Origin of the sequence: Micromonospora sp. NBC_01699 (assembly GCF_036250065.1) — a bacterium.
Classification (GTDB): domain Bacteria; phylum Actinomycetota; class Actinomycetes; order Mycobacteriales; family Micromonosporaceae; genus Micromonospora_G.
Genome location: NZ_CP109199.1, coordinates 7,629,543 through 7,644,531, shown reverse-complemented (window position 1 = coordinate 7,644,531; position 14,989 = coordinate 7,629,543). Strand labels below are relative to the sequence as shown.

Sequence of the window (14,989 nt, the reverse complement as noted above, 5' to 3'; positions counted from 1 at the left end):
GCTTCCGTGCCGCCACTACCAGGAGCCGACCTGCTCCTTCCGTCCGAGCCCGGTCAACGGGCGATCGCGCGGGAGCTGTACGCGTTGGCGAAGGACCAGCCGCTGATCTCCCCGCACGGGCACGTCGACCCGGCCATCCTGGCCGAGGACGCACCGTTCCCCGACCCGGCGCGGCTGATCATCGTCCCCGACCACTACCTGACCCGGATGCTGCTCAGCCAGGGCGTTCCCCCGGCCGACCTGGGCGTACCCACGGTCGACGGGGCACCGGTGGAAACCGACGGCCGGACCATCTGGCGCCGGTTCGCCGCGCACTGGCACCTCTACCGGGGCACCCCGTCGCGGCTGTGGCTGGAGCAGACCTTCCGCCAGGTCTTCGGGGTGACCACGGCGTTCGGGCCGGCGACCGCCGACGAGATCTACGACGAGATCGCGGCGAGGCTGGTCGAGCCGGCGTTCCGGCCCCGGGCGCTGTTCGAGCGGTTCAACATCGAGACCCTGGCCACCACCGAGTCGCCCCTGGACGACCTGGGCCGACACGCCAAACTGGCCGCCGACGGCTGGGGCGGCCCCGGCGGTCGGGTGATCACCACGTTCCGCCCGGACAACGTGGTCGACATGGAGTTCGACGGGTGGGCCGAGAACGTCGAACGGCTCGGCGAGATCGCCGGCACCGACACCGCCACCTACGCCGGCTACCTCGACGCCCTGCGGGTACGCCGACAGGCGTTCATCGCCGCCGGTGCCACCTCCACCGACCACGGCCACCCGACCGCGCTGACCCTGCGGCTGAGCGCCGCCGAGGCGGCCACCCTGTTCGAGCGCGGTCGCGCCGGCACCGCCACACCCGAGGACGCCGAGGCGTTCCGGGCGCACATGCTGGTCGAGTTCGCCGCGATGTCGATCGAGGACGGGCTGGTGATGCAGCTGCACCCCGGCGCCGTACGCAACCACAACCGCTGGCTGTACGACCGGCACGGGCGCGACGTCGGCGGCGACATCCCGCAGGCCACCGAGTACCTGCACGCGCTCACCCCGCTGCTCGACGCGTACGGCAACGATTCCCGGCTGCGGGTGGTCGTCTACACCCTGGACGAGTACACCTTCACCCGCGAACTCGCCCCGCTGGCCGGCGGTTATGCCGCGCTGTACCTCGGCGCGCCGTGGTGGTTCCTGGACTCGCCGGAGGTGTTGCGCCGGTTCCGGGAGGCGGTGACCGAGAGCGCCGGCTTCTACAACACCGCCGGATTCGTCGACGACACCCGCGCGTTCTGCTCGATCCCGGTACGCCACGACGTGTCCCGCCGGATCGACGCGGGCTTCCTGGCCCGGCTGGTCGCCGAGGATCGGCTGCCGCTGGACGAGGCCGCCGAGACCATCGTCGACCTGGCGTACCACCTGCCCAAGCGGGTTTTCAAGATCGGGGAGAAGCTGCAATGACGGTGACCATCACCGCCGCCGAGGTGCACGACGTACGGTTCCCGACCGCGGCGGCCGGCGACGGCTCCGACGCGATCAACCGGGGCGACTATTCGGCCAGTTACGTCGAGCTGCGCACCGACGACCCGAGCGGGGTCTTCGGCGCCGGCTTCACCTTCACCAACGGCCGGGGCAACGAGCTGACCTGCGGTGCCATCGAGGCGCTGGCCCACCATGTGGTCGGCCGTACGGTGGAGGAGATCTTCGCGGACCCGGTCGGATTCTGGCGCTCGCTCAGCGCGGACGTGCAGTTGCGCTGGCTCGGCCCGGAGAAGGGCGTCATCCACATGGCGACCGGCGCGCTGGTCAACGCGGTCTGGGACCTGCGGGCCAAGCTCGCCGGCAAGCCGATGTGGCGGCTGCTGGCCGAGCTGCCGACCGAGGAGCTCGTCGCCAGCGTCGACTTCCACCACATCAGCGACGCCATCACCCCGGCCGAGGCCACCGCCATCCTCGACAACGGACTCGTCGGGCTGAAGGAGCGGCTGGCCGAGCTGGAGGAGACCGGCTTCCCGTCGTACACGACCTCGGTCGGGTGGCTCGGTTATCCGGACGAGAAGGTGCGGGCGCTGACCCGGGCGGCGTACGCCGACGGGTGGCGGGCGATGAAGATGAAGGTCGGCGGGCCGATCGAGGACGACGTACGCCGGGCCCGGATCATCCGGGACGAGATCGGCCCGGACGCGCTGCTGATGATGGACGCCAACCAGGTCTGGGACGTGGACGAGGCGATCGCCAACATGGAGCGGCTGGCCGAGGTCGAGCCGTACTGGATCGAGGAGCCGACGCACGCGGACGACGTACTCGGGCATGCCCGGATCGCCCGCGCGGTCGCCCCGGTACGGGTGGCCACCGGCGAGGTAGCGGCGAACCGGGTCATCTTCAAACAGCTGCTCCAGGCCGAGGCGATCCGGGTCTGCCAGATCGACGCCTGTCGGATCGGCGGGGTCAACGAGGTCCTGTCGGTGATCCTGATGGCGGCCAAGTTCGGCGTGCCGATCTGCCCGCACGCCGGCGGCGTCGGCCTCTGCGAGTACGTCCAACACCTGGCGATCTTCGACTACCTGAGGGTCGGCACCTCGCTCGACGGCCGCATGGTCGAGTACGTCGACCACCTGCACGAGCACTTCGTCGACCCGGTACGCACCCGCGAGGGCCGGTACCTGCTGCCGGAACTGCCCGGTTACAGCGCCACGATCAAGCCCGAGTCGATCGCCGAGTTCAGCTTCCCGGACGGCCCGGCATGGCGGTGACCATCGGGGCGTCGCCGCTGGGGCTCGGTGCCCTGCGCCGGCTGCCGGAATCGGCCCGCCCGCTGGTCCGGCCCGGCACCGTACCGGCCGGCATCGTGCACCTGGGGCTCGGCGCGTTCCACCGGGCCCACCAGGCGGTCTACACCGAGCAGGCGGTGGCGCGGGCCGGTGGTGACTGGGGCATCGTCGGGGTGGCGCCGCGCAGCACCGAGGTGTTCGACCAGCTCGCCGCGCAGGACTGTCTGTTCAGCGTCACCACGCTCTCCGGTGTCGGCAGTGAGACCAAGGTGGTCGGGGCGCTCGCCGGGGTACGGCACGCGGCCAGCGACCCGGCGGCGATCGTGGCGTTGCTGGCCGACCCGGCGATCCGGGTGGTCACCCTCACGGTGACCGAGAAGGCGTACCAGCTCGACCCGGCCACCGGCAGGTTGCGGCCGGACGCCGAGGTGACCGCCGACCTGACCACCGACCGGGCCCCGCGTACGGTGCCCGGCCTGCTGGTCCGTGGACTGCTCGCCCGAGCCGTCGCCGATGCCGGCCCACTGGCCCTGGTGAGCTGCGACAACCTGCCGTCGAACGGTAAGCGGCTGCACAGCCTGGTCGGCCAGGCGCTGGCGGTGCTGGCCGAGGCGGCGGGTGGGCGCAACGGGGCGAACGGGGCGCGGGCGGAGCGGATCGCCGACTGGCTGCGTACGAACGTGACGTATCCGGGAACGATGGTGGACCGGATAGTGCCGGCGAGCACGCCGGAGACGCTGGCCGCGGCGCAGACCGCGCTGGGCTTCACCGACCTGGCCGCGGTCGCGGCGGAGCCGTACCGGCAGTGGGTGATCGAGGACAACTTTCCCGGTGGGCGTCCCGCCTGGGAGCAGGCGGGCGCGGTGCTGACCGACGACGCCGGATCGTGGGAGCGGTTGAAACTGCGGGCGCTCAACGGGGTGCACTCGGCCGCCGCGTACCTGGGTGCGCTCGCCGGGCGGGAGACGATCGCCGACGCGCTGGAGATCCCGTGCCTGCGCGAGGTGCTGCGCCGGATGATCGCCGAGGACGTGGCCCGCAGCTTCAGCCCGCCGGACGGGGTGTCCGTGGTCGAGTACGGCGACCAGGTGCTGGACCGGTTCGCCAACCCGGTGATCCGGCACCGGACCATCCAGGTGGCGATGGACGGTTCGCAGAAGCTGCCGCAGCGGGTGCTGCACACCATGGTCGACCTGCGGGCCGCCGGACACCGGCCCAGGTACGCGGCGCTGGTGGTGGCCGCCTGGATGCGGTTCGTCCGGGGCCGCGCCGACGACGGCGGCCAGCTGCCGTTGGACGACCCGCTCGCCGACCGGATCCGGACGGCACTGGCTGCTGGCCGGGACAGCCCGGCGGGGGTGGTCGACGCGCTGTTCGGGCTGACCGAGGTGTTCCCGGCCGAACTCGCCGCCGACGAGGAGGTTCGCGAGTTGGTGCTGGAGTGGCTGACCGCGCTGGACCGGTACGGGGTCGAGGCGACCCTGGCGGGTGCGACGTGACCGGGATCGCGAACGGACAGGACAGGACGGGGCCCGGGGTCGCGGATGGACGAGACGGGACGGGATCCGGGCCGCCTCGGGTGGCGTTGATCGGTGCCAGCGGCCACGGCCACTGGCACCGACAGGTTATCGCCGAGCTGGGCGCCGCCGGCCGGCTGCGACTGGTCGCGCTGGTCGACGTACGGCCGGTGGAGCCGTTGCCGGACGCGGGCGCCGCCGAGACCGCGGCGGTCTTCACCGACCACCGCGAGATGCTCCGGGCCGTCCGGCCGGAGGTGGTGGTCGTCTGTACGCCGCCGCACACACACCTGCCGATCGCCCTGGACGTGCTCGCGTCCGGCGCCGATTTGCTGCTGGAGAAGCCACCGGTGCTGAACCTGGCCGAGCACCGGACACTGGTGAGGGCGGCCGAGGGCCGGGCGGTCCAGGTCGGCTTCCAGGCGCTCGGCTCGGCGGCCCTGGTGGAACTGCTCGCCGCCGTCGCCGACGGCCGGCTCGGTACGGTCACCGGCATCGCCACGGTCGCCTCCTGGCAGCGCACCGACGCCTACTACGCCCGCTCCCGATGGGCCGGTCGGCGCAGCCTCGACGGGCGCCCGGTGCTCGACGGCGCGCTGGTCAATCCGCTGGCGCACGCCCTCATGCAGTGCCTCGCGGTAGCCGCCGCCGAATTGAGGGGACGAGCGGCAGAGCCGGTGGCGGTCGAGCTGGAGCGGTACCGGACCCGGCCGATCGAGGTGGACGACACCGCCTCCCTGCGGGTGACGCTGCGTGGCGGGCTGCCGGTGGTGGCGGCGGTGACCCTGGCCGGGGAGGAGTTCATCCCGGGCGAGGTGATCGTGCACGGTACGGCGGGTCGGGCGGTGCTGGAGTATCCGACCGACCGGCTGCTGCTACCGGGTGACCCGGAGCCGCGTGCGGTCCCCGGTCGGGTGGGGTTGCTGGCGAACCTGCTGGAGCACAGGGCCGACCCGGACGGGGTGCCGCTGATCGTGCCACTGGACCGGACGGCGGGCTTCACCGCCCTGATCGAGGCGATCCACGCGGCCCCCGAGCCGACCCTGCTCGGCGGGGAAACCGTGGTCGGTACGGGTGCGGGGCCGGACCGGGTGTGGTCGATCCGGGGGGTGAACGGGGTGCTGCGGCGGGCCGCCGAGTCCGGTGCGCTGCTGCGGGAGTTGGGCGTGCCGTGGGCGGTCGAGCCGTACCGGGTGGCGCTGGGCGAGGAGACGGGCAATGGCTGAGCGACGTACGGAAAACGGACTGCAAATCACCGGGGCAGTCGTGCGGTAAGAATCGGACCGAATACCCACTTCTCGGCCGACGGGCGGCCGGGGCAATTAATATTGCCTCCATTCTATGCAACATATCTGCACACGCAGCGCATTGACTCTTATGACTGCGAATCCTTACCGTCTGTTTGTGAACAGGTTTCGTACGCGTTACGGAACCGCGAATCGACAGGCAGACGCGGAGAGTGCAGATGCGACTGATCAGGTTGACCGCCGTCCTGGTGGGGATCTCGCTCGCGGTAGTGCCGGGAACGGCCGTAACCGCAGCTGGATCGGATGACCGACTGTCCTGGGGAGCCCGTCTGCTGGGCCGGCAGGCACTGCCGGTGAATGACGGCTGGGCCGCCGCCGGACCTGGTACTACCGGCGGTTCGGCCGCCGCCGAGGACCAGATCCACGTGGTCGACAGCCGTACCGAACTGGTGGCCGCGCTCGGTGGTGACAATGCCACCAACCGAACCAACGCCACCCCGAAGATAATCTACGTCCGGGGTTCCGTCGACGGTTTCGAAGCCGCCGACGGGACACTGTTGGACTGTACCGACCTGGCCGATCCGGAATACAGCCTGCCCGCCTATCTGGCCGCGTACGACCCGGCGGTGTGGGGGCGGGTGGCGCCCAGCGGACCGCTGGAGGCGGCCCGGGTGCGGTCGGTGGCGAACCAGACCCGGCAGACCCAGATCAACGTCGGGCCGAACACCACCATCGTCGGGCTGCACGGGGCCACACTGACCGGGCTGACCCTGATGCTCGACGGTGCGAGCAACTCGATCGTCCGCAACCTCACCTTCGACGACGCCCGCGACTGCTTCCCGGCCTGGGCGCCGACCGACGGCGAGAACGGCAACTGGAACTCCCAGTTCGACCTGGTCTCGGTACGCCGCAGCGAGAACGTCTGGGTCGACCACAGCACCTTCACCGACGGCGACAACCCGGACTCGGCGCAGCCGGTCTACTTCGGTCGGCCGTACCAGGTGCACGACGGGTCGCTGGACATCACCCACACCGCCAGCCGGGTCACCGTCTCCTACAACCGGTTCACCGACCGGGACAAGGTGATGCTGATCGGCTCGTCGAACACGGTCGGCCCGGACGTCGGCCGGCTGAACGTCACCCTGCACCACAACCTGTTCGCCGGCACCCTCCAGCGCCTGCCCCGGGTGCGGTTCGGCCAGGTCGACCTCTACAACAACCACTACCAGCTCGCCAGCGGTGCCGACTTCCAGTACGCGCTCGGCGTCGGCGTCCAGGCGGCCCTCTACGCGGAGAACAACTTCTTCGCGCTGTCCGACGGGATCGCGCCCGCGGACCTGCTCTACGACTGGGGCGGCACCGCGGTCACCGAGCGCGGTAGCTGGGTCCGTACCGATGGCGGCTGGCCCCGGCCGACGAGCCTGCTCGACGCGTACAACAGCACCCACGAACCGGACCTGGGCGCGGACGCCGGCTGGACCCCCACCCTGCGCGCCGCTCCGCCCCTGCCCACCGCGTTGGTCCCGCTGGCGGTCCAGCTCCTCGCCGGCGCCAACCGTCTCCCCGTCTGACCCGCCGGGAGGGGCCCGCCGCTCCCGGTCGGCCCCTCCCACCGCACTCACACCCGTTCCACCACACACCAAACCCCGTCCAGTCACACCCAACCCCGTCCCACCACCACAGGAGGCCCACTGTGAAATCGATCCGGACCCGGGGACGACCGACCTGGCGGCTGCTTGCCGCGACGGTCGCCGCCGGCGCCCTCAGCGTCGCCGCGGTGACCTACGGGATGCCGTACGCGTTCGCCGACACGCTGCTGTCGGACACCTTCGAGGACGGCAACTCCAACGGCTGGTCGAAGTCCGGCGGTAGCTGGTCGGTGGTGACCGACGGCTCGCTCGTCTACCGCCAGACCGGTCAGAGCAGCGACGCCCGCACCCTGGTCGGGCAGCCGAGCTGGACCGACTACGGCGTGCAGGCGCGGGTGCGGCCGACCGGCTACAACGGTGCCAACCGGCACGTCGGCGTGGTCGCCCGCGCGCAGAGCAGCAGCAGCTACTACGCCCTGGTGGTGACCAGCGGCGGCGCGGTGCAACTGGTCAAGCGGGCCGGCGGCGACCCGGTCGCGCTCGGCACCGGCTCGGCGTCGGTGCCGGTCGGCAGCTGGGCGACCCTGCGGCTGGACGCCGTCGGCAGCTCACTGCGCGGGTACGTCAACGGCAACCTGGCGGTCCAGGCCACCGACGCCGGCTTCAGCTCCGGCCGGGCCGGGCTGGCCACCTCGTACGCCAGCGCCTCGTTCGACGACGTCGAGGTGGCGACGGTCACCGGGCCCCCGCCGACGACCGGGCCGACCACCGGCCCGACGCTGCCGCCGACCGAGCCGCCGCTGGATCCGGGCGCCCCGCCGATCGGTTTCGCCTCGGTTAACGCGCTCGGGCAGAACGGCACCACCGGTGGGGCCGGTGGCCCAACCGTGACCGTCGACACCCCGGCCGAGCTGCTCGCCGCGATCGCCCAGTCCGGGCCGCTCAACATCCGGGTCAGCGGCATGATCGCGCTGCCCGGCCCGATGCACGACGTGACCAGCGACAAGACCATCGTCGGCGTCGGCGCCAGCTCCGGGATCACCGGTGGTGGGCTGAACATCGGCCTGCCGTCGAGCGATGTCACCGTTCCGCCGGCCAACGCGGTGCACAACGTCATCGTGCGGAACCTGAACTTCCGCAACACGGTGGACGACGCGGTCAACGTGCAGCAGCACTCGCACCACGTCTGGATCGACCACAACGACCTGTCGACCGGCTACGACGGCCTGATCGACATCAAGCGGGGGTCCAGCTACGTCACTGTCTCCTGGAACCACACCCATCACCACACCAAGAACATGCTGCTCGGTCACGACGACAGCAACGCGGCCCAGGACACCGGATACCTGAAGGTGACGTACCACAACAACTGGTTCGACCGTACGCCGCAGCGCAATCCGCGGGTCCGGTTCGGTGAGCCGGTGCACGTGTTCAACAACTACTTCGTCTACAACACCGATGTTGGCGTCGCCTGCCAGATGGACTCCGGCTGCATCGTGGAGGGCAACTACTTCGAGGACGTCGAGGTGCCCTGGTCGATCAGCTACGCCGGTGACCGGGGTCGGCTGGTGGCCCGGAACAACGTCCTCGTCGGCACGAGTGAGCCGGGTGACTCCGGCGGCACGGTGCAGGAGCCGAGCACCTACTACAGCTACACGGTCACCGATCCCAACAGCATCAAGGCGGTCGTGATGGCCGGATCCGGCACGGGCAAGATCGGCCTCTGACGGCCGTCGGGGGTCGGCCGTCGGCCGACCCCTCCGGTGCGCGCCGGGAGCGGGTACGGGCGAGTCAGCCCGGTTCTCCCGCACCCCTCCCGGCGTGGCGCCGACCGATCCGAGTGGGCCGGGTGGCTGTCCTTTCCACGGGGGCGAACCCTACCCGCAAAGATCGAAACTCATCGATCTATCCGTCCCGCCTGGGCGGATAGCCACCAAGGAGGTTCAGTGGAAACCACCGAAACCCGGCGCAGACATCGCCGCGGTCTCCTGATCGCGATCGGCGCCGCGGTCGCCGCGGTCGCCCTCGCCCTCGGCATGGGCGCCACCGCCTACGCCGCGACGCTCTTCTCCGACGACTTCGAGGACGGCAACTCCACCGGCTGGACCCCGTCCGGCGGCAGTTGGTCGGTCGCCACCGACGGCTCCCGCGTCTACCGGCAGAGCGGCACCAGCAGCGACGCCCGCTCGATCGCCGGTACGGCGAGCTGGACCAACTACTCGGTCCAGGCGACCATCAAGCCGACCGCGTTCAACGGTTCCAACCGGTTCGTCGCCCTGCTGGCCCGGGTGCAGAGCAGCACCAGCTACTACTACCTGGCCCTGCGCAGCAACAACACGGTCGAACTCAAGCGGCTCTCCGGCGGCTCCTCGACCACCCTGGACACCGGCAGCGTGTCGGTGAGCGTCGGCACCACGTACACGGTGCGGCTCGACGTCAACGGCAGCTCGCTGCGGGGCTACGTCAACGGCACCCTGCTCGCCGAGGGCACCGACAGCCAGTACGCCACCGGCCGGATCGGCGTGGCCACCTTCAACGCCTCGGCCAACTTCGACAACGTGCTGGTCTCCTCCGGTGGGGTCGACCCCACGCCGACCCCGACCACGCCGGGCCCGACCCCGACCACCCCGACGCCGACGCCGCCCGGAAACCCGGGCAGCAACGTCGCCGACGGCTGGGCCTCGGTCGACGCGTGGGGCCAGAACGGCACCACCGGCGGCGCGGGCGGCCCGACCGTCACCGTCACCACCGCCGCCCAGTTCATCGCCGAGGCGGCCTCGGTCGGACCGAAGATCATCCAGGTCAGTGGCCTGATCGCGCTGCCCGGACCGATGCACGAGGTCAGCTCCGACAAGACCATCGTCGGCCTCGGCGCCAACTCCGGCTTCACCGGCGGCGGGCTCAACATCGGCCTGCCGATCGACAACGCGATCACCGCACCGCCGGCGAACGCCGTACACAACGTCATCGTGCGGAACCTGAACTTCCGGAACTGGGCCGATGACGGCATCAACGTCCAGATGTTCTCGCACCACATCTGGATCGACCACAACACCTGGACCACCGGCTTCGACGGCGGCGTCGACGTCAAGCGCGGCTCGTCGTACGTCACCATCTCGTACAACCACGCCGACGGAACCGACAAGAACATGCTGCTCGGCCACGACGACGGCAACGCCGCCCAGGACGTCGGCCGGTTGAAGGTCAGCTACCACCACAACTTCTTCGACAACACCAACCAGCGCAACCCGAGGGTCCGCTTCGGCGACCAGGTGCACGTCTACAGCAACTACTACCTGAACACCGGCAACTACGGCGTCGCCGCCACCGAGGACTCCGGCGTCATCGTCGAGGGCAACTACTTCGAGAACGTCGACGACCCGTACCACCTGGGTGAAGCCTCGTCCGGGGACGGCCGGCTGGTCGCCCGGAACAACTGCTTCGTCAACTCCGGCGCCGGACAGACCGGCGGCAGCGTCACTGACCCGCCGTACCCGTACACGATCGGCACCGCTTGTGACACGAAGGCCGTGGTGACCGCGCAGGCCGGGGTCGGCAAGGTCGGGCTGCCCGGCGGCCCGACCACTCCGCCCGCCACCACCCCGCCGGCCACCACGCCCCCGGCGACCACCCCGCCGGCCACCACACCCCCGCCGACCGGCCCGCCGCAGACCGGCCTGATCGGCTGGGCCGCGCAGAACGGCGGCACCACCGGCGGTGCCGGCGGCGCGACCGTCACGGTCACCACCGGTCAGGCGCTCGCCGACGCCCTGGAGTCGTCGTCACCGCTGACCATCCGGGTGCAGGGCTCGCTCAGCATGCCCGACACCATGAACGACGTCCGGTCGAACAAGACAGTGCTCGGCGTCGGCACCAACGCGACCCTGGACAACGGGCTGAACGTCAGCTCCGCGACCAATGTCATCATCCGCAACCTCACCTTCCGGGGCTGGGACGACGACGCGATCAACGTGCAGGGCTCGCGGAACGTCTGGATCGACCACAACACCTTCGACGCCGGCTACGACGGCGCCGTCGACGTGAAGCGGGAGTCCGACTTCGTCACCGTCTCCTGGAACCGGGTGGTCAACCACACCAAGAGCATGCTGCTCGGTCACGACGACGGGCACACCGCCGACATCGGCAAGCTGCGGGTGACGTACCACCACAACTGGTTCGACGGCAGTAAGGAACGGCACCCTCGGGTCCGGTTCGGTGACCCGGTGCACGTTTTCAACAACTACTACTTCGGCGCCGACTACGGCGTCGCGTCCACGATGGGCGCGGGCGTGCTGGTCGAGGGGAACTACTTCGAGAACGTGACCCGGCCGACCGCTGTCGGCTACGCCGAGTCCGACCCGGGCGACCTGGTCCAGCGCAACAACTTCTTCGTCAACTCCGGTGCCCCCGAGAGCGCCGGCGACGTCGTCGCCATCCCGTACGCCTACAGCACGGACGCGGCGGCCAACGTCAAGTCGATAGTCACCGCCGGCGCCGGCGCCGGCCGCATCAACCCCTGACCCACCAGACCCGTCCCATACCGGCGGGGCGGTGGCCGCTGACCGTCGCCCCGCCACCAGCAACGGAGGAATCGTGCACCTACCAAGAAAAAGCCTGCACCGGCGCGGCCTGTTGGTCGCGCTCGGCGCGGCCGGTGTGGCGGTGGCACTCACCGTCGGCCTGACCACCGCCGCGCAGGCCGCGACCCTGTTCGCGGACAACTTCAACGACGGCAACGCCGACGGCTGGTCGAAATCCGGCGGCGACTGGTCGGTGGTGACCGACGGTAGCGCCGCCTACCAGCAGGGCAACACCACCAGCGAGCTCGCCCGTGCCTTCGCCGGCCAGACGAGCTGGACCGACTACCAGGTGCAGGCCCGGGTCAAGCCGTTGGCGTTCAACGGCGCGAACCGGGTCGTCGCCATCGCCTCCCGGTCCAACAGCGCGACCAAGATGTACCGGCTGGCACTGGTCAACAACGGCCGGGCCGAGTTGCAGGCGGTCAACGGCGGGGCGGTCACGGTGATCGGCTCGGCCGCGGTGTCGGTCTCCGCCGGCACCTGGTACACCCTGCGCCTGGAGGCGAGCGGCAGCACCATCCGCGGTTTCGTCAACGGCAGCCAGATCGGTTCCGGCAGCAACAGCGCCCAGGGCGCCGGCCGGATCGCCCTGGTCACCACGTACGCCAGCGCGGTCTTCGACGACGTCAGCGTCGACAGCGGCGGCGGCACCACGCCGACCACTCCGCCGACCTCGGGACCGACGAACCCGCCCACGAACCCGCCGACCACTCCGCCGACCACCGGCCCGACCCTGCCGCCGCAGACCGGGCTGGTCGGCTGGGCCACCCAGAACGGCGGCACCTCCGGCGGCGGCAACGCCTCGCCGATCACCGTCTCCGACGCGGGCGCACTGACCACCGCGCTCGGCTCGACCAGCGCGGCGGTGATCCGGGTCTCCGGCACCATCTCCTGCTCCGGGATGCTCCGGGTGCGGTCGAACAAGACCATCCTCGGGGTCGGCTCCGGTGCCACCATCTCCGGCTGCGGCTTCAACATCAACGCCGACCGCAACGTCATCATCCGGAACCTGAACTTCCGCGGCTGGGACGACGACGCCATCAACGTCCAGGAATCGGCCACCAACATCTGGATCGACCACAACAGCTTCACCGACGGGTACGACGGCGCCGTCGACATCAAGCGCGGCTCCGACTTCGTCACCGTCTCCTGGAACCGGGTCTACGGCCACGACAAGAACATGCTGCTCGGCCACAGTGACGACAACGGCAGTCAGGACATCGGCCACCTGCGCGTCAGCTACCACCACAACTGGTTCGACGGCAGCACCCAGCGCAACCCCCGGGTGCGGTTCGCCAACCCGGTCCACGTCTACAACAACTACTACAACAACAACAGCGGGTACGGCGTCGCCTCCACCGAAGGCGCTGGCGTGCTGGTCGAGGGCAACTACTTCGAGAACGTGCCCGACCCGTACCACCTCGGCGAGGCCGACTCGGGCCCCGGCACCCTCGTCGCCCGGAACAACCACTTCGTCAACTCGGGCACGGGGCAGACCGGCGGCAGCGTCGCCAGCATTCCGTACTCGTACCAGCTCGACACCGCCAGCAACGTGAAGTCCATCGTCACCTCGGGCGCCGGCACCGGCCGGATCGGCCTCTGACACACGGTTTGGTCTCTGACAAACGGTTCACAGGGGCTCCTCCGGTCATCCGATCCGGCGGGGCCCCTGTGGCTTTCGTGGCTGGAGGGCCTCGTGAAAGCTCGATCCCGACTCCGGCGGGGCGGGTTGGTCGCCGCCGCGGCCGGCACCGCGACCGCACTGTTCGTCGCGCTCGGCGGCGGTTTCGCGTACGCCGACACGCTGTTCGCCGACAACTTCGAAGGTGGAAACTCCAACAACTGGTCCAAGTCGGGCGGAAGCTGGTCGGTGACCGGCGACGGCTCGCAGGTGCTGCGCCAGTCGAGCACCAGCAGTGACGCCCGAGCCACCGCCGGCACCGCGACCTGGACGGACTACACCGTGCAGGCGCGGGTCAAGCCGACCGCGTTCAACGGCACCGACCGTTCGATCGGGCTGGCCGCGCGGGTGCAGACCTCGTCGAGTTACTACGCGCTGGTGCTCACCAACGCCGGGCGGCTGGAACTGCGCGAACGGTCCGGCGGTACGCAGACCGTGCTGGCATCTGCCCCGGCCACGGTGACCGTGGGCGGGTGGCACACCCTGGCGCTGGAGGTCACCGGTACCGGTCTGCGTGGCCTGTTGAACGGTGCCGCCCTGGTCAACGCCACCGACAGCACCCTGACCAGCGGCCGGGTCGGGCTGCTGGCCGCGTACGCCAATGGTTCTTTCGACGACGTGACGGTGACCGGCGCCGGCACCGCGCCGCCGACGACCACCCCGACGGTCGTGCCGACGGGTACGACCGCACCGCCGACAACCGGTCCGCCGACGAACCCGCCGCCGCAGACGCCGGCCGGGCTGGTCGGTTACGGCGCGGTCAGTGGGCGTGGCCTGGCCACCACCACCGGCGGGGCCGGCGGGGCGGTCGTGACGGTGACCGACGCGGCCGGGTTCGAGACCCAGGCCGGCAGCCGGGACACGCTGGTCATCCAGGTTTCCGGGATCATCACGCTGAACGACGCGGTGTACGTCCGGTCGAACAAGACCATCGTCGGGGTGGGCGCCAACTCCGGCTTCACCGGCGGCGGGCTGAAGATGTCCGGCCAGCAGAACATCATCATCCGCAACCTGAAGATCTCGTTCCCGGTCGGGGTAGATGCGATCACCGTGCAAAACAGTCATCATGTCTGGATCGACCACAATGAATTGTCGAGCGATCGGGCCCACGACATCGACTACTACGACGGCCTGATCGACATCACCCACGCGTCGGACTTCATCACGGTCTCCTGGAACATCCTCCGGGACCACTGGAAGACCTCGCTGATCGGGCACGACGACGACAACGTCGCCGAGGACACCGGGCACCTGACGGTCACCTACCACCACAACCACTGGTCCAACCTGGACGCCCGTGGCCCGAGCGTCCGGTTCGGCACCGCGCACGTCTACAACAACTACTACTCGAACGTGGTCAACGGGGTGCACTCCCGAATGAGCGCGCAGGTGCTGGTGGAGAACAACGTCTTCCGCAACACCGGTACGCCGATCAAGACGACCACCCTGTCGGTCCAGGACGGGTACGCCGTCGAACGGGGCAACGACTTCGGCGGCGGCGTCAACAACATCACCCAGGTCGGCAGCTTCACCACCCCGCCGTACGCGTACCCGCTCGACCCGACCACGTCGGTGATCGCCACGGTGACGGCCGGTGCGGGAACCGGTCGTATCTGACGAGCCAG

Annotated in this window: 9 protein-coding genes; all 9 read left to right on the top strand. The window is 70.3% G+C overall.

Features of this window, described 5'->3' with window-relative positions; all coding sequences use genetic code 11:
* The first annotated feature begins 6 nt into the window (after positions 1-6).
* Positions 7-1,440 carry a glucuronate isomerase gene (uxaC, locus tag OG792_RS31550; protein ID WP_329105073.1) on the top strand — a complete coding sequence of 478 codons (1,434 nt, stop codon included), beginning with the start codon at positions 7-9 and terminating at the stop codon, positions 1,438-1,440.
* Complete coding sequence (locus tag OG792_RS31545) at positions 1,437-2,732, top strand: enolase C-terminal domain-like protein (RefSeq protein WP_329105071.1); 1,296 nt, start codon at positions 1,437-1,439, stop codon at positions 2,730-2,732. Before uxaC ends, OG792_RS31545 begins: the two co-directional genes overlap by 4 nt.
* On the top strand, positions 2,723-4,249 hold the full coding sequence (locus OG792_RS31540; protein WP_329105070.1) for a mannitol dehydrogenase family protein: 1,527 nt from the start codon (positions 2,723-2,725) through the stop codon (positions 4,247-4,249). The genes OG792_RS31545 and OG792_RS31540 overlap by 10 nt, the downstream gene beginning before the upstream one ends.
* A gap of 80 nt (positions 4,250-4,329) precedes the next feature.
* Positions 4,330-5,493, top strand: coding sequence for a Gfo/Idh/MocA family protein (locus tag OG792_RS31535; RefSeq protein WP_329105068.1), 1,164 nt, complete (start codon positions 4,330-4,332; stop codon positions 5,491-5,493).
* A 239-nt stretch (positions 5,494-5,732) separates the two neighbouring features.
* On the top strand, positions 5,733-7,085 hold the full coding sequence (locus OG792_RS31530; protein WP_329105067.1) for a pectate lyase family protein: 1,353 nt from the start codon (positions 5,733-5,735) through the stop codon (positions 7,083-7,085).
* Between the two features lie 122 nt (positions 7,086-7,207).
* Complete coding sequence (locus OG792_RS31525; RefSeq protein ID WP_329105064.1) at positions 7,208-8,830, top strand: pectate lyase family protein; 1,623 nt, start codon at positions 7,208-7,210, stop codon at positions 8,828-8,830.
* 219 nt (positions 8,831-9,049) lie between these two features.
* Positions 9,050-11,623 carry a pectate lyase family protein gene (locus OG792_RS31520; RefSeq protein ID WP_329105062.1) on the top strand — a complete coding sequence of 858 codons (2,574 nt, stop codon included), beginning with the start codon at positions 9,050-9,052 and terminating at the stop codon, positions 11,621-11,623.
* A gap of 73 nt (positions 11,624-11,696) precedes the next feature.
* Positions 11,697-13,286 (top strand): pectate lyase family protein, encoded by a 1,590-nt coding sequence (locus OG792_RS31515; RefSeq protein WP_329105060.1) that lies wholly within the window; start codon positions 11,697-11,699, stop codon positions 13,284-13,286.
* Between the two features lie 93 nt (positions 13,287-13,379).
* Positions 13,380-14,981, top strand: a complete 1,602-nt coding sequence (locus OG792_RS31510; protein ID WP_329105058.1) for a pectate lyase family protein — start codon at positions 13,380-13,382, stop codon at positions 14,979-14,981.
* Positions 14,982-14,989: the final 8 nt, after the last annotated feature.